Below are 16576 nucleotides of genomic sequence, written 5' to 3'. Positions count from 1 at the left end.
GAGAAATTAGACCGGCTGCTGAATTTGAGTTTTGAAAACCCGAAAACACTTCGCTACAGAGAGCTGTATCGCAAGAGTAAGCCAGATTTGTAAGATCCTCAGCCCCCTTGTGCAAATACGGCTTTTATTTTTATCCTTTCTTAGTTTTAAATCTGATTGCCCAATGACCGAAGTCATTGAGCCATCAGATCGTATAAAAATGGCCGCACCCCCACTGAGCTTCAGCCATGGGATGTGCGGCCGCCTGTGACTATTAACGCTAAACGGTCAGCTGTTAAGCAGCAGGTTACTGTGCCGCCACAGCGATTGCAGCACCAAGATAGGTCACGGCTTCGTCGCCCGTCAGCGGCTGTCCTGCATAAATGTTGCCGTTGGTGTCGTAGACGTAGCAAGCACTTCCGTCTTCCGGCTCTGCCAGGCCGATCACAATCGGATCACCCGTATAGACATCAGCACCGCTGAATACTGTAAGAGAAACTGTTGAGCCGTCTTCCGCTTCCACATCTTCTCTTTGCGTTCCGTCAGCTGTTACCTGAATCGTCCACAGATCGCTGTTGGTCGCATCAACCAGTGTAGCGTAAGTGTTTCCGGACGGCGCATCGTACGTTGCAAGCACCAGCTCGTCACCGTCAGCATTCTGCGCATAGACCGCAGCAGTGATCATGTCACTTGTTACATCGTTGAGCGAGAATCCCTCAGAATCTGCAGACTCTTCCGCTTCAGCTGTTTCCTCTGCTTCTTCCGTTGCAGCATAAGACTCTTCAGCTTCAGCAGATTCGGTATAGACTGCAGTGTCCTCTTCTGCTGCGCTGTCGGAAGAGCCTCCGCAGCCTGATGTCAGCGTCGCTGCCATCGCAGCAGCCATCATAATACCCATAAGTTTCTTGTACGTCATTTCTTTCTCTCCTTTTGTTTTTCTTCCCGATCTGACTCATTCGAGCGCAGTTCTCTTCTGCTGATTCGAACAAGCAGCAACGGAATCTAGTAACATGCTACCAGCACTTCAGAATGCCAAAAAGCGCGAAAAAATGACGGATTCCAGAAAAATCGGCACTTGACAAACAGACAAATGCAGTTAAGAAAAATCTCTCTGCAGTTCGTATTTCTGAGGATCTTCCGGGAACAGTTCCATGTAGACATCCGATACGAACACCCCGTTTTCGCCATGAAATTCAGCATCTCCGCCATGCATTTCCGCAATATTGGAAATACTGCTCAGACCGATGCCGACCTCCTGCCTTTTGCTGGAAATATAAAATCTTCCCCATTTTCTGATCTTTCCGTCCATGCTGTTCTCCATATGAATGATCAGATTTCCCTGATGTTCCACAGCCGAAAGACGGATAAACCTTTTCTGCTCTCCGCCCTTATCCGCAGCACCATTATCCCCGCGGTCCAGTCGGTCTATGGCTTCACAGGCATTTTCCAGAAGATTTCCGAAAACTACGCAGAGACTCTGTTCCATATCCATGGAAAGCGTCGCGGCCAGCTGCAGGTCAATATCCGTCTGCACACCCTTTTTCTTTGCCTGAGAAGCATAGTAGGCAATGACTGCATTGACTGCAATGTTCTGGGTATAGCGGATATCGCTATTCTGCGGAATAGCCTTCATCATCTCAGACAGGTATGCAGACAGTTCCTCTGTTTCTCCATTTCTCGCAAATTCCTGAAGAACCGTAATCTGGTGACGGTAATCATGCCGCAGACGGCGGAGCTGCCTTTCATGGCTGAGCACCATATCCTGATATTTCTTCTGCTCGATAATCTCCTGATTCATCAGCGTGAGCTGACGCTCCAGTTCATGTGCCTTGCGCCTGTCCTCATAAGACCTGCGGACCTGCACTGCCCCGACAAAGCACATGTAGAGACAGAAAATGCCCGTGCCAAAAAGATAATAAAACGAACTATCATACTCCAGGCTCCCGCTGTAATTGAACAGTTCCGCGATGGTCGACAGACTCAGGATCACCATGCCCGGAATCATCTGTCCGGCAGGCCTGCTGCGATACCTTGCCGCTTCCCATATAACGCCGACTGTGAAAGCAAGAATAGAAGCGGGAAGAAGGCACTGATAAATGCGAACACTCTGTGAAAACATGACTGTTCCGGTCAGCTGCAGCATTACCGTCAGCGGCACCATGATGCAGAGTGCATAGTGCAGCGACTGCAGAAGTTTCCGGAAATGAAAATGAACATATTCCTCAAGAAACATCTCCAGCGGAATCAGGATGCTGAAAAAGCAGACATAGCTGACAATATACCAGAGGCTGGGATCATTCAGGAAGAACAGCACAAGATCGCAATTGGATATTCCCCACAGGCCGGTGATGGCTGTGAAAACTCCAATACAGAGCAGAATGACGCCCTCATGGATCAGATGGATGATAAAAACCGAGATGCCCGCAAGAAGCAGGCCGCCGATCAGCAGAACAAAACTTTCGCCCATGACATATTCGAGCTTCTGACTATCGTACCGCAGCAGGCCAGCCTGATTGGAAATCAGCGGAGCAGAAACGGTAAGAAAATTTCTGCTTGTCGGTGATGTGTAATGCAGGGTGATCTCAACCTCGCCCTGCTCTTTGACCTGAATGAACTGGATCATGGTGCCCGGATCCTTCATAAATGAAGGACGCGTATCCTTGGAGCCGAGTTCATAAACCTTTTTGCCGTTTTCATATACGGTGACGGGAGCGAAGGCCGTACGGATCTGCATCCATGTATCATTGGACGCATTATTCAAGGTGAATGTGACCTCTACTGGCGTTCCGGGGTCCAGATTCTTCAATTTCGTCGGAAGACTGCAGGGCTTCGTTTCTCCGTTCACCGTGACTTGAGCAGATTCGATCTGTGTCACGGAAGCTGCCTGCCCCGCCAGGTTTCCATAGCTGTGATAAGCCATGATGCGAAAGATCATGACAATCGTGCAGATCACAAAAAAAACAATACAGACAGAATGGAAAACAATCCCGGATCTGCCAGGCAGATTCCAAACATGATTAGAATTTTTCACGTGCTGCTTCGCCTTCCTGATATTTGATATGCTTTTCCTGCCGCTGAGCGGCATCTATAGTATACGATCACTGCAGCCTCTCAGCCTGCGTCTGACGCTCTTGTTTTTTCAGTCATGTCCTGCAAAGTTCAGACAGCTGCCGCCGGATAATCGAAAATAGCGCAAGAATATCCCTTGCTTCAGGCAGGGATGAATTGCGCTTCTTTTTGATCCTTGCTTTATTTTCCGGACTTCACGTACTTTCGTCTGTGATCATTCCGAAATCTGATAAATGGTATCGCCATCTGCAACCATGACGACCGGTTCCGTATCATATTCCACTCCGAAAACATCGGTAATTTCAAACATATACATATAGGATCCATCCCCCATGTCCTGGTCTTCCATGACGACATCGTCTGACCATGTCACGGCATCCGTGTAATACCAGACCTCTTCCTCCGAATCCGCTTCATAAGCCGGCAGGAGAAACACGATCTCATCCCCCTCCTGCAGCGGGGTAATGCCGCGGCTCGTCATGCTTCCGATCCCGTCACTGCTTTCAACGCCATCATAGGTACCAAGCACCCGGTAGGTCTCTGTGGAATAGTCGTAAATAGCCCGGATGTTCGTCTCTTTCCCGTTGACCTCCGCCGGAATAGAATACCGATTGTAACTTTCTGTTTCCTCGATCAGCTCTGCATTTACATACTCGCCGCCGATCGTCATCCACTGACCGAAGAAATTATCTTTGAACCTGCCGTTTTCCCAGTCGCTGTCGATATTATTATCTTCGCCGAGGTAGACAAATTCCGAAGCAGATCCATCTTCAGATCCGTCGGTCATGTACCAGAGGAGGAAATGAACGGATTTCACAGCCTCCAGTCCGGAGGTAATTGACAGGTGCAGATAGCCATCATCACCACTCGTCTGCTCATACTGCACATCGAAATTGCTTCCGGACACCGGCTGCATATCGGTCAAGAGCTCCTGCACATCCTCCTCGGATGAACTCCACCATACGGACGAATCGTAGTCTGCCCATTCCTGGTCCCAGTCCACATCTCCATAGGTATCCGTAACCGCTGCAATGTACTGCAGATAAGGCGTGTTGTCCGAATTCTGGATGTAGACTGACAGCTCGTCCTCTGTCACTTCGATCGGATAAAACACCGAGATGCCATGTGAATTCTCTCTGCTGTCTCCATGTACGCTGTATACGACCGCTTCATCGATCGCCGTCAGAAGGCCGCTGCCATCCGTCTGCACATAATCCTGCGTGTTGCTGACCAGATCAGCGACATCGACCATGTTGCAATAACCCTCGGCATCTGTATTGCCGCCATAGGATTCGGTCTGATCAGCACCTGATGCCACGCTGTTCAAGGCTTCCACATCGTCGGCCGCCATCGCCATGCCGCTGGTATATTCATCAAAGGTGCGATCCAGCATATCGACAGCAGACAGGTCGATTACGGACAGCGTTGCCTCGTCCGCGCAATCCAGGCGGAGACATTTATCCAAAAAGGCATCGCAGATGACCTGTCCCAGCACATCGCCCTGCATGGAAGGATCCTCCCCGATGGCGTTCAGCATCGACTCATAGTCCCATCCCTGGCCCGGCTCCGTCTCCTCGGATGCTACCATATAATACCCGGAGCCGCTGATCACTTTGGCTGTTTCGAGACTTGCCATCAGGCAGGCATCAAAACCGATGAAATCCAGCGTGCTGCCAGTATCGCTAAGCGCCGATCCCAGCTCAGGCAATGTCAGGTTATCGCCGTCATAGAGTTCGTCATAGCATACGCCGTCCGCATTGCCGCCGCCATGGTCCCAGAGGATCACACCATAATGTTCTGAGGGATAATTGTCCATTCCCCACTGGATAAAATCAGTCAGCGTTGATGGATCTCCCATCGAGGCTAGTTCAGCGGTCTCCGCTTCCTCGAGGCTGCCGTCAACCACCTGATATCGTCCAAGCACATCGGTTTCAATCCCGTCCCAGTACCATGCAGAGGAGCCGCCGGTTTCCACCAGAACGTTAACATTGTCCGGAATCACCGCACTGCACATTTCCTCCAGATTCATAGAGGCCATTCCGCTGCTGCTCTCCAGATCAGACCCGCACAGGTAAACCATAATCGTCCAGCCGGGATCCGTGCTTCCGGCAATTGTCCCTGCCTTCGCTGCCATTTTCTTCGGATCTGATGCAGCTGTCTCTGCGTCTGCGCATCCAGACATGAGCGTGAAGAGCCCTGCAATGAGCAGGGCAATCTGTTTGGTCTTCTTCATAATTTCTGCTTTCCGTCGGTCGGATTCTGCTCCTCCAGATTCTTGCGCACCATTTCCTGAAAGTCCTTCTCAAAGTCTGCGTCTGCCGACCTGCTCAGCTTTCTCATGAGAAGCAGAAGAAATGCATTGAATGCAATCAGGAAAATACCCAGCCCCAATGCTCCCGTAAAGGCGGCGGCTGCTCCGATAATCAGGAAGATGATGACTACGGTGTATAACACGAAACGCAGATAAAGAAGATAATCCTCCCAGAGGATCACGATCCCATCCCATAACATCGAAAGATATTTTTTCATCAGTTCCTCCATGTATCTTCTGCCGCAGCCATCTGCTCTTTTCTGCCTATTCGGAATGATCCTCCTGTACCTGTTTCTTCCACCCTTCTGCAATCGAATACAGATACTGTTCATATGCACGCTTGGCAGAATAAAATCCCTGCCGATGAATATGCACCTGCTGCCCGTCTTCCATGACAAAGGTAAGCAGGGTCCTGTCAATGCAGCGGATATTCGGCAGATTCACCAGATAGCTTTTATGGCACCGGTAAAAATATTTCTCCGGAAACGCTGACTGTACTTCATCCAGCTTTCCCCGTATCGTCAGTTCCTGCCCTTTTTCTAAATGGATGATCAGATTTTTTCCTCTCTGCTCCACGAACTGAATACGATCAAAGGGAATTCTCATTCGCCCATCTGCGGTCTCGCATTCATAATGAGGCCCGAATTCCTTCTGGCTGATCACAAACTGAATGAGATCCCGGATCTCTTTTTTATCAACCGGCTTTTCCAGGTAGCGGGCCGCATGCAGACGATACGATTCAAGTGCAAAATCCTGACTTGTCGTGGCAATCGCAGCAACCACGCGCACATCCGAGCGCCTGATCTGCTCCAATGCCTCAATGCCCGTCATGCCGCTCATATAGATATCAAAAATAATCAGATCATACTTTCCCGGATAAAAAGCAGCCAGCAGATCCTCTGCATTCTCAAATGCCTCCGCAGATAGCTCGGCATACGAGTCTGAAACCAGCCTGAGCAGCCTCACGCGTTCTTCCTTGTTGTCTTCGCAGATACCGATATGAAGTTTTTCCACAATCCGCGTACCTCCTTTCTATTTCTGGGAAACATACGATTGCATATACAGAAGGCGGCGCCGCATCCCGGAAAGGATCGGACGCCGCCCGCTGCATGAAGCAGATCAGAAAATTACATTGATGCCGCAATCAGTCCGCCTACCACAGCAAAGGTCAGGACAAGGAAGATAATTCCGCCGATGAGCGAAATGCGTCCAAGAATCTTTCCTGCGGTGCAGATACCTTCAGTATTTCCGTCTCTGGCTGCGGCCTTGGCAAGCTCTGCAGCAACAATACCAAGGATAATCGACACCACGGACGAATATCCATAGAACCAGCAGATAACACCGATAATACCAAGCAGCAGACTAGCAACTGCTTTCCCATGAGAAGGCTGTTTCATATCATAATCCCCTTTCCGTCAGCGCACCAGCGCTGCAACATGAAGTGCCAGATTAATGGCGGAGAACAAGTCTCCGCCTGACATCTGGCTGCTGAATTGTTCCAGGATCAGTTGGAAGACTTATCCGGAAGGAACGGCTTAACAGCATCTGCCAGCGCATTGATGTTCCTCGTCTGGATCAGAATCTTACCCGATCCGGTAAATCTGTTGACAAGACCCTCGCCGGTCGTAAAGCCGAAGGAACCCGATGCCACTTCAATGCTGTAAGAAAGCGAAGCATCCCAGGCAACAACATGCTCGTTGTCAATCGTAACGGGCTTTGCCGGTGTGCATTCTACTTCAACGAGGTCCCCGTATGCAGCAATCAGCATATCGCCCTGTCCCTCTGTCTCCATGACGAACAGACCGCCGGAACCTCCGAAGAAAGCCTGGCTGAGATCCTGCTTCTGCATCTTGTAGTTAACCGAATCGTCGCAGGCAAAGAAAGCGCCGTCATTCAGGCGGTACTGGCGTGCGCCGACCTCCAGTTTGGCGATTTTTCCCGGAACGGAAGGTGCGATGGCAACCACGCCGTCAGGAGTCGTCCCCGTTACCTGCGTGATGAAAATACTCTCATCGCTGACAATGCTCTTCGCCATAGCACTGAGGAACCCGCCGAGTCCCTTCTTATTGCTATTCAGTTTTCCCTCCAGCGTCACATCCTGCATGTATACCATGGCACCATTTTCGATCTTGGCTGTTTCTCCATTGCCAAGGTGAATCTTTGCCAGCTGAAATCCTGCTTCTCCAACAAGTTCAAAATTCATCTGTATATTCTCCTTCAATTATGATCTATTACGCTAGCTGCGATGTTCTGCGCTGCCGCTTACAGGTTCATCGCATTCAGTTCATCGACTGTCAGATCAACCAGCTTCTCTGCCTTCTTGGCATTTCCGCCGGCAGCACTGCGAAGATTCGTGATCCCGCCGGTCAGGTCACTCAGGATGCCGTTGACAGCCATGTTTCCTACGCCTGCAGCATCATTTTTTGAAATCTGAAATTTAGATGTCGAGGACTTTTTCAAACCGACGATCGGAACAATCCAGACCTGGTTGTGACGATCCAGCGGCGGGAATGTGATGATGGTTGCCAATCCATGCTTTGTCAGTGCTGGCGCGCCAGCGGAAAAGCTGTGTCCCTTGATGGCATCATAGAGTTCCTCAATCGTGTACTCTTTGCTTGTGTTAACCGTTTTGACTTTTACTCCGAACATGATTTTCTCCTTTTCTTTAATAAAGATGATTGCTGATGCTTCTCTCCTGGTTCGTGGTTCCGGCCCTTTCCTGAAGCTGTATTCATCATAAAATTCATGCCGTTGTGAAAAAAGTACGGAAAAGCGCAAAAGAAGGAAAAACTGGTACTTGACAGGATGCTTATTCATGTGATAAGAACTGCATCTCAAGTTCGGGTACCGCTCACCGTCCACCGAAAAACCCCGCCGGGGTAAGAGCGGGGTATGGCTCATAGATTGCATAAAATTCACCAATATATAGTTCTTGCGCAAGGTACGCGTAGAAACAGTATGCCATAGAGTGCAAGTTCTCACATATTCATTTCGCATGAAATCTTTCTGCGCATCTGATCCGGTGCAAAGATCAGGTATTCCAGGAATGCAGAAGAATTCCGATGACAGCTGATCTTCCGCGAGTCAGCTTTGCATATAAACAAAAGTGCAGGAAGGACGTCCGACCACCATGTCCTGCCGCACGCATACGGAATATGCATTGAAAAGGCTCTTCTTTCGCAGAGGGAAGAAAAGCCCTTCATAGCCAGCATCATTTTTATATTTCGTACAGTTCAGCACCGCATCTGCCATCAATCGGGCTGACAAGCACCGAAACCATTTCATTCCGGCTGGTCGGAATATTCTTTCCGACATAATCCGGCCGGATCGGCAGTTCCCGATGGCCTCGGTCAATCAGCACTGCAAACTGGATCGCCTTCGGTCTGCCGCTCTGGAACACGGCATCGATTGCCGCCCTGCACGTGCGGCCGGTATACAGAACATCGTCCACCAGAACGACCGTATAATCCTTCAAGTCAACCGGAATCAGGCAGTCGCTGGTCCTTGGCATATCGCCGAGCTCAGAGAGATCATCCCGATACAGTGAAATATCGACATGTCCCATCGGCACCTCAATCCCTTCAAATTTTCTGATATCTGCCTGCAGCATTTCCGCAAGCGGAATACCTCTCCGCTTGATGCCTAACAGGCAGATTCCTTCTGCTCCGTTATTCTTTTCAATGATTTCATGCGCAATGCGTGCCATGGAACGTTCCAGCTGCGCTTCGTCCATGATTGATGCTTTGAGTTTCATTTCCCACCTCTTGATGATCAGCCCAGATGGAATGTTTCAATTAAGAGAATCCATGCCAGTCCATAAAAGCATACCACACCGACCAAATCTGTGATGGTCGTGATCAGCGGTCCGGACGCAACTGCCGGATCAACCCCGATCTTCTTGAAGAACATCGGCACCGAAGTACCTACTCCGGAACTGATCACCATCGCAACCAGCAGCGAAGACCCGATGCATAGCGAGATCAGAAACGATTGTCCTGCCGGCATCTTCTTCAGCAGCATCAGATATACTCCGACAAATACGAATGCAAACAATCCGGTGATGAGACCATTGATGAATCCGGTCGTCATCTCCTTCCGGATGAACTTGTTCTTTTCTTTATGAGAGAGATTCTCATCCATCAGCACCCGGATGGTCACGGCCAGGGATTGCGTACCGACATTTCCGGACATATCAAGAATCATCGACTGGAATGCCATGATTACCGGCAAAGTCACTACCACGGTTTCAAACAGAGAGACAACCGTAGACACCAGAATGCCGAGCACACACAGCAGAATCAGCCACGGCAACCGCTTCTTCACGGAAACCATGACCGGCTCATTCAGATCTTCTTCTTCTGAGAGACCGCCGAGTTTCGCGTAGTCATCGCTCATCTCATCATCGACGACTTCAGCGAGATCCGCTGCGGTCACAGCACCAAGAATCGTATTCTTTCGAGAAAGAACCGGAATTGCCTCTTCACCATAATCCTGGATTGAAGACAGGCAATCTGCAATCTTCTCATCTGCATAGACAGACGGGAAGGCTGTCACGGTAATATCTTCCAGACTCGTATCCTTGCGGGCAATGATCAGATCCTTGAGATCAATTTCACCACGATAGTTCTTACGCTCATCGACAACGAAGATCTCAGCGATATTATCATGATCTGCCGCCTGGGCAATGACTGACTTCATCGCTTCCGGCACGCTCATATGCATGTATACGGAGACGAAGTTCGTAGTCATGCGGGATCCGATGACATCTTCATCATATGCCGCCATCCGCCTGAGCTGTGCCCCGGTTTCCGGAGGCATCTTGCTGAGAACGCGGTCTGCATAATCCGGTCCGCATTCCTTCAGCAGGTCGACTGCTTCATCGCTTTCCATGCCAGCCAGAATATCCGCTGCTCTGGCATCATCGAGTTCCTTCAGGTAATCATCCGCATTGTCCACGTATTCCATGACTTCGGCAATACGATCTGCTCCGAGGATCTCAAGCAGATGGATGCGTTCTTCCTTCGTCAGCTGAGGAAGAACATCAGCGATGTCGTTTTCATGATATTCATCCAGCTTATCCCGGATTTCATCTTCCGGGAGATTGCTGCGGATAATCTTCAGAATGTCTTCTGAGTAATTATGATGGGTTTCCTGATTTACTTCCTGTTCGGTATTTTCTGCCATATTCCGTTCCTCTTTTCTTTCAGACAGAAACCGCCGGTCTTTACCCTAATAAAAGGCGGTTTCTGCATGTATTGCTTATTCGACCCGACTCACCGCCAGCCATGCAGAAACCACCTCTCTTTCCTTTGTCAAAGGTAGGATATACTCGAACCAAGTCAAATTCAAGAAACAGATTGTCAGTTTAATGTAAAATCCAGGATCACCGGATTATGATCCGTATTCTTAAAGCCTGCATCCTCCGTATGACATGCATGAACCGTGACATTCGGGGAGACGATGAAGCCATCAATCACATAGAACTGAAACTCATTCACATCAGCTCCATCGAGAGCCTTGTCCAGCGAACGGCAGGTCGGCACGGATGGATCCATGCACAGCTGCCACCCTTCATCAAAGTCAGAAGCCTCGATGATACCAGGCTTCCACATCCCCTCTTTCAAGGGATAAGCAGAAAGATCTGCCGAAGAGAACGTCTGATTGAAATCTCCTCCGGCAATCACATAGTTTCCGGCTTCATACTGTTCTTCCAGGATTTCCTTCAGCATTGCTGTCTGAGCCGCTTTCCCCTCGCCATCGTCATACGCTTCCAGATGCAGGTTCACCAAGACCAGACTATGCGTGCTTCCGGAAATCGGAATCGTATTCACGACTGCACACCGCTTCAGATTGCCGAGCCGCTCCGGCCAGGAAAACGGAACCGGCAGCTGATGCCTCACTGCAGAAGTGATTTCTGAAGCAGACATCGACAGAATCCCGCTCTCGACTTTTCCCATCGGCGGAATCGGGTAGGGAATAAACGGAACTTTATAATTATAGGCAAAGTCAGAAATCGGATTTCCGAGCTGCTCTCTCAGGTATTCCTCCTCATTGATCGAATAGGACCGAGCAGAATTGCGATCCACTTCCTGAAGGATCATGAAATCCGCATCCAGATTCTTCAGCGTATCCGCAATTCCTTCCAGATTTTCCTGAACCCGCTCTTTGTCAGAAGGGAATACGCTTGTTCCTCCATCCATGAAGAAGTCCGCATTCGATCCCAGGGCTCCATAGCCGCAATTCCATGTCACCACCCTCAGCGTGCTTCCGGCTTCGATCGATTGCGATGCCTCTCCTGCTGTTTCCAGCGTTTCCTGTGCTTCCGGCTGGTATTCCGCGATCGTCAGCCAGGCAAACAGACAGGCAATGATCAGCACGAGAACCAGCACAATCCTTCCAAGAAGGCGCAGAACTCCTATCTGATGTTTCTTGTTCATATGATCTTTTTCCATCCATTCTGCTTTCAGAATAGCATGTAGTCCTTCTGTACAGGGCCGAACTTCTGGACATCTCTTCGGAAGTGTCCGCACCCAGAAAACAGTTTCGTGAAATATTTTCCATCTTTTTCATGCTGAAAATTTCATTTCATGAAAAATAGTGTAAGAATCCGTTGACTCGTTTCATCACCATGAGTATCATCTGAACTATCAGAAATGAAATGCGACGAACAGAACACGCTGCAGTCTTCTGATCCATAACAGAGAACGGTAGTCAGGTGAGAAACCGTATGGAGAGCGACTGTAAGTATCCTCTGCGAGCAGCAGCCCGAACAAAGTAGGCGTTGCCGGCATCCGGCCGTTATCCAGGAGCCTGTTGATAGACAGGTAAAAGTGCCATGTAAAACCCATGGAATGCAAAGTGGTACCGCGGAAGAGCTGAACGCTTTCGTCTTTGCGCACAGAAATGTGCCGATTTCGAAAGCGTTTTTGTTTACACGATCTCCATTTCATTTCTCAAGAAAGGGGAACTGTCATGAACAGTCTTGTGATCTTAGTCTTTGCAGTTGCAGTACTTCTCTGCGGATACACCTTCTATGGTAAGTGGCTCGCGAAAAAATGGGGCGTTGACCCGAAAGCACCGACACCGGCCGTCGTCCATAACGACGGCGAGGATTATGTTCCGTCTTCCCGTCTGACCGTATTCACCCACCAGTTCTCTTCCATCGCCGGTGCCGGCCCGGTCCAGGGACCGATCCTTGCGGCAGTATTCGGATGGGTTCCGGTTCTCGTCTGGCTGCTGGTCGGCGGAGTCTTCTTCGGTGCAGTCCAGGACTTCGGTGCCCTGTTTGCTTCAGTCAAGAATGACGGCAAATCCATCGGTCTTGTCATTGAGCAGTACATCGGCAAGATGGGCAGAAAATTCTTCACGTTATTCTGCTGGCTGTTCAGCTGCCTGGTCATCGCTGCCTTCACGTCCATGACTTCTTCCACGTTCAATGGATATGTCACCGCTGCAGATGGCACCGTCACGCAGAATTTCAATGGTGCTGCTGCCGCAACCATCTCCTTCCTGTTCGTCGGCTTTGCCTGCGTCTTCGGACTCATGCAGAAAGCACTTGGCAAGAAGATGACAGAACGCTGGAAGTTCGTCACCGCCATCGTCTTCATCGCTCTGATGTTCGCACTTGGCATGAAGCTTCCGGTCTACCTCACCGCTTCTCAATGGAACCTCGTCCTGATGGTCTATCTGTTTGCAGCAGCTGTCGTTCCGATGTGGATTCTGATGCAGCCTAGAGACTACATGACCACATTCATGCTGCTGGGTATGATCCTCGGCGGCGTCATCGGGGTCGTCGTAGGCCATCCGGAAATGAAGCTGAATGCCTTCAACGGATTCGTTCTCACCTCTTCTACCGGTTCCAAGAGCTATATGTTCCCGACGCTGTTCGTCACGATCGCCTGCGGTGCAGTTTCCGGATTCCATAGCCTGGTTTCCAGCGGAACTTCTTCCAAGACCATCTCGAATGAAAAAGACATGCTTCCGGTCGGCTATGGTGCAATGCTCACTGAAACTCTGCTTGGCGTCATCTCTCTGATCGTTGTCGGCGCAGTTGCAGTCAACGGAACGGTTCCTTCCGGACTTACTCCGTTCCAGATCTTCTCTGCAGGTGTTGCCGGATTCATGGAACAGCTCGGTGTCCCGGAAACCTTTGCAAATGTCTTCATGACGATGTGCATCTCTGCCCTCGCTCTGTCCACACTTGATTCCGTCGGAAGAATCGGACGTCTCAGCTTCCAGGAACTCTTCATGGATGAAGACGAAGAACAGCCGGCATGGAAGAAATTCCTCACGAACCGCTATGTCGCTACCGTCTGCACGCTGGTTCTCGGCTATGCATTATGCCTTGGCGGATATCAGAATGTATGGGCACTGTTCGGGGCTGCCAACCAGATGCTCGCTGCCCTGGTTCTGCTTGGCATCGCAGTTTTCCTGAAAGCAACCAGGAGAGAGAATAAAATGGTACTTGTACCGATGGTGATCATGCTCGCAGTTACCTTCACGGCAATCATTCTGAATGTTGTGAACAATGTCCAGGCTTATATGAATGGCACAGCAGTATTCCTGGTCAACGGCCTGCAGCTGATCCTGGCGGTATTCCTGATCATCCTTGCAGTTGTCGTGGTAGTGACCTGCATGAAGACACTGCTCAAGCCGAAGCAGCAGGATGAGATGAGAAAGCAGACGGCTTAAGAAGGAGAAACTATGAGCAAGAAAGATCTGAATTGGAGCAACCTTGGATTTCAGTATCGGAAAACCGATGCACGCTATGTCTCGCATTTCAAGGACGGTGCCTGGGATAAAGGCACGCTGACCGCGGATGCGACGGTAAAGCTGAACGAATGCGCAGGCATCCTTCAGTATTGCCAGCAGGTTTTTGAAGGTCTCAAAGCATATACCTGGGCAGATGGTTCCGTTGTCTGTTTCCGGCCGGATCTGAATGCTGAACGTATCTACAATTCTGCAAAACGCATCGAAATGCCTCCGTTTCCGAAAGAACAGTTTCTGGATGCAGTCGATCAGGTTGTTAAAGCAAACATCGACTGGGTACCTCCATATGGCTCCGGTGCTTCACTCTATCTGCGCCCGTATGAATTTGCAATAAGTCCGGTCATCGGCGTAAAGCCTGCAGAAGAATATGAATTCCGTCTCTTCTGCACTCCAGTCGGTCCGTACTACAAAGGCGGTGCAACCCCGATTGCATTGCAGGTGTCTGACTTCGACCGGGCTGCTCCACATGGCACCGGTGCAGTCAAAGCCGGCTTGAACTACGCCATGAGCATGCACGCTTCCGTGCTCGCCCACGCAGCCGGCTTCGCAGAAAACCTCTACCTCGATCCGGCAACCAGAACCTATGTTGAAGAGACGGGTGGTTCCAATGTCCTGTTTGTTGACCAGGAAGGCCGTCTGGTGGTTCCGAAGTCTGATTCTATTCTCCCCTCCATCACCAGGCGTTCCTTCGTTTACATTGCAGAGCATCTGCTTCATATGACAGTTGATGAACGCCAAGTCGCATTCGAAGAAGTAAAAGGCTTCAAGGAATGCGGACTCTGCGGAACTGCAGCAGTGCTTTCACCAGTCGGCCGCATCGTCGATCACGACGAAGTCATCGACTTCCCTTCCGGCATGGAGCATGCAGGTCCTGTCATGGCAAAACTCTACGAAACCATCACCGGCATCCAGGGCGGAACGATCGAAGCTCCGGAAGGCTGGATTCATCACGTCTGCTGAGCATCATCTATCGGAAGACTGTGCAATCGCACAGTCTTTTTTGCATACGTCTATAGCGGGTGCACTGACATAAGAATCCCCTCCAGGTAGAATAATCGTGATTATCAGTGTAAATCTCCGCAAATTTCACCCATGCCGGGCAGCAGGAAGTAAACTGAGGCAGCGGCTTCGACGCATCTGCATGTGAAAGACGTTCTACCAGCTCGCTAGCCTCCTCCACGATCGTAAGATCTGCCGCAAAATACGTATCCAGAACGTAATATCCCAGAACTGAGATATAGTTCCTGCATACATCACGGCAGTTCCCGCACTTGATGCACTTCTCCTCAATACGCTCAATCGAAGGATTACCCAGCTCAATCGGGACACGAACTTCAGGCGATAAATGATTGCTTATAATAATTACTCCTGTCAGCAGATCACATAGCTTGAAACCAGACCATTTGCTTGAATTTAGTATTAAAATCCTCCCTTTCCTATGCAAGCATTTTCTTCGCTTGATCTCAAAGCCCATGGATCAGCCAATGCTTCTGCACATGCAGAAGATCAAAAAACCGCATTGAGAGATTGCCCGATGCGGTTTCTGCAGAAATATGAATGGATTGTCAGTGAGAAATTCAGTTCTTCGCTGCAGCAGAAGCAGTAGCCTCTGCAGATGCGCTTGCTTCAGCAGTTGCCTCAGCAGATGCTTCAGCAGACTTCTCCGGAGCAGCAGTCTCTTCCTTGACAGCCTCTTCTGTAGCTTCAGCGGACTCCGAAGCAGCCGGAGCAGAAGCTGCAGCAGATGCAGCACTCTTGGAAGCAGTATTGCTTCCGCAAGCTGCCAGTGACATAGTCATCACAGCAGCAGTAACAATTGCAACAATCTTTTTCATATTCTTGATCTTCCTTCCAGTTTCGTTAATTCTGCGTTAAATATTTCTGCAGCGTGATCTGTTCTATCACCGTCCATCTGCAGATGCAAGTCCTTCCCGGTATCATGCATGCATAGGTTCATGCCTGCAGGATAAGCTTTGAAATTTCCCATGAATATGCCTGTTCTGAACGTTTATTGCTTAAAATGACAGCGCTTACCTGCAAATTGTGAAAAATTCTTAAGATGTTCTTCCTTTTCTTAAGAATTCGTGATTATGATTGCGAAAATTCACATAAAGTTCACTTCTGATGTATACTCTTTTACCGTGATTCAGGAGGTGCTGAATGATAGAACTGATTGCATTATGCGGGCTTGTCCTGACAGTATGGATTGCAAGTATCCAGATCCTCGGAAACCTGGGCATTACGATCGGATTGATTTTCACCATCCTCTGTGCAGGATTGCTGATACTGAATATTGCTGAAAACCGGAAAGAAGAACGGGAAGCAAGAAAAAGGTCTCTGCAGTAAAAACTGCTGGTTTTCACAAGTCTGACACAAACGCCTGGTAGAATACTCTTGTCTTCAGAAAGAAGACATCAGATCTTTCCTCCCAGACAGGCTGATTATCAT

At 49.6% G+C, this 16576-nt stretch carries 16 protein-coding genes; 3 read left to right on the top strand and 13 right to left on the bottom strand.

The window, feature by feature from the left end; genetic code table 11:
• Window positions 1-286 precede the first annotated feature (286 nt).
• From FYJ51_RS09555 to FYJ51_RS09505, 11 genes are all read right to left on the bottom strand, one after another.
• Window positions 287-895 (bottom strand): hypothetical protein, encoded by a 609-nt coding sequence (locus FYJ51_RS09555; RefSeq protein ID WP_154505275.1) that lies wholly within the window; start codon window positions 893-895, stop codon window positions 287-289.
• Between the two features lie 180 nt (window positions 896-1075).
• Window positions 1076-2914, bottom strand: coding sequence for a sensor histidine kinase (locus FYJ51_RS09550; RefSeq protein ID WP_205946283.1), 1839 nt, complete (start codon window positions 2912-2914; stop codon window positions 1076-1078).
• Window positions 2915-3262: 348 nt separating this feature from the next.
• A complete protein-coding gene (locus tag FYJ51_RS09545) occupies window positions 3263-5281 on the bottom strand; it encodes a clostripain-related cysteine peptidase (protein WP_154505271.1) in 2019 nt (672 codons plus the stop codon).
• Window positions 5278-5577, bottom strand: a complete 300-nt coding sequence (locus FYJ51_RS09540) for a hypothetical protein (protein ID WP_154505269.1) — start codon at window positions 5575-5577, stop codon at window positions 5278-5280. Before FYJ51_RS09540 ends, FYJ51_RS09545 begins: the two co-directional genes overlap by 4 nt.
• 46 nt (window positions 5578-5623) lie before the next feature.
• Window positions 5624-6373, bottom strand: a complete 750-nt coding sequence (locus FYJ51_RS13875; protein ID WP_154505267.1) for a LytR/AlgR family response regulator transcription factor — start codon at window positions 6371-6373, stop codon at window positions 5624-5626.
• A gap of 113 nt (window positions 6374-6486) precedes the next feature.
• Window positions 6487-6756: a hypothetical protein gene (locus FYJ51_RS09530; RefSeq protein WP_154505265.1), complete on the bottom strand. Its 270-nt coding sequence runs from the start codon at window positions 6754-6756 to the stop codon at window positions 6487-6489.
• Window positions 6757-6863: 107 nt separating this feature from the next.
• Complete coding sequence (locus tag FYJ51_RS09525; RefSeq protein ID WP_154505263.1) at window positions 6864-7562, bottom strand: TIGR00266 family protein; 699 nt, start codon at window positions 7560-7562, stop codon at window positions 6864-6866.
• A 59-nt stretch (window positions 7563-7621) separates the two neighbouring features.
• Window positions 7622-8008 carry a hypothetical protein gene (locus FYJ51_RS09520; protein ID WP_154505261.1) on the bottom strand — a complete coding sequence of 129 codons (387 nt, stop codon included), beginning with the start codon at window positions 8006-8008 and terminating at the stop codon, window positions 7622-7624.
• Between the two features lie 568 nt (window positions 8009-8576).
• The gene (pyrR, locus tag FYJ51_RS09515) at window positions 8577-9113 is read right to left on the bottom strand and encodes a bifunctional pyr operon transcriptional regulator/uracil phosphoribosyltransferase PyrR (RefSeq protein ID WP_154505259.1); all 537 of its coding nucleotides are present in this window, start codon (window positions 9111-9113) and stop codon (window positions 8577-8579) included.
• 17 nt (window positions 9114-9130) lie between these two features.
• Window positions 9131-10543, bottom strand: coding sequence for a magnesium transporter (gene mgtE / locus FYJ51_RS09510; protein WP_154505257.1), 1413 nt, complete (start codon window positions 10541-10543; stop codon window positions 9131-9133).
• Between the two features lie 176 nt (window positions 10544-10719).
• On the bottom strand, window positions 10720-11811 hold the full coding sequence (locus tag FYJ51_RS09505; protein WP_154505255.1) for an endonuclease/exonuclease/phosphatase family protein: 1092 nt from the start codon (window positions 11809-11811) through the stop codon (window positions 10720-10722).
• A gap of 520 nt (window positions 11812-12331) precedes the next feature.
• Between FYJ51_RS09505 and FYJ51_RS09500 the strand changes: the two genes are divergently transcribed.
• Together FYJ51_RS09500 and FYJ51_RS09495 are read left to right on the top strand one after the other, a co-directional pair.
• The gene (locus FYJ51_RS09500) at window positions 12332-14050 is read left to right on the top strand and encodes a carbon starvation CstA family protein (RefSeq protein WP_154505253.1); all 1719 of its coding nucleotides are present in this window, start codon (window positions 12332-12334) and stop codon (window positions 14048-14050) included.
• A gap of 12 nt (window positions 14051-14062) precedes the next feature.
• Entirely contained in the window at window positions 14063-15088 is a 1026-nt protein-coding gene (locus FYJ51_RS09495) for a branched-chain amino acid aminotransferase (protein ID WP_154505251.1), read from the top strand.
• A gap of 7 nt (window positions 15089-15095) precedes the next feature.
• Here the strand turns inward: FYJ51_RS09495 and FYJ51_RS14010 are convergent, their stop codons facing one another.
• Complete coding sequence (locus FYJ51_RS14010; RefSeq protein ID WP_154505249.1) at window positions 15096-15602, bottom strand: [Fe-Fe] hydrogenase large subunit C-terminal domain-containing protein; 507 nt, start codon at window positions 15600-15602, stop codon at window positions 15096-15098.
• A gap of 103 nt (window positions 15603-15705) precedes the next feature.
• Entirely contained in the window at window positions 15706-15963 is a 258-nt protein-coding gene (locus FYJ51_RS09485) for a hypothetical protein (protein ID WP_154505247.1), read from the bottom strand.
• A 325-nt stretch (window positions 15964-16288) separates the two neighbouring features.
• Here FYJ51_RS09485 and FYJ51_RS09480 point away from each other — a divergent pair, with 325 nt between their 5' ends.
• Window positions 16289-16474, top strand: coding sequence for a hypothetical protein (locus FYJ51_RS09480; RefSeq protein WP_105304475.1), 186 nt, complete (start codon window positions 16289-16291; stop codon window positions 16472-16474).
• The last annotated feature ends 102 nt before the right edge of the window (window positions 16475-16576 follow it).

The sequence above is a fragment of the Stecheria intestinalis genome, assembly GCF_009696165.1.
Classification (GTDB): Bacteria; Bacillota_I; Bacilli_A; order Erysipelotrichales; family Erysipelotrichaceae; genus Bulleidia; species Bulleidia intestinalis.
Note: the sequence above shows the minus strand (reverse complement) of the source record. Positions and strands in the feature narration are given on the sequence as shown.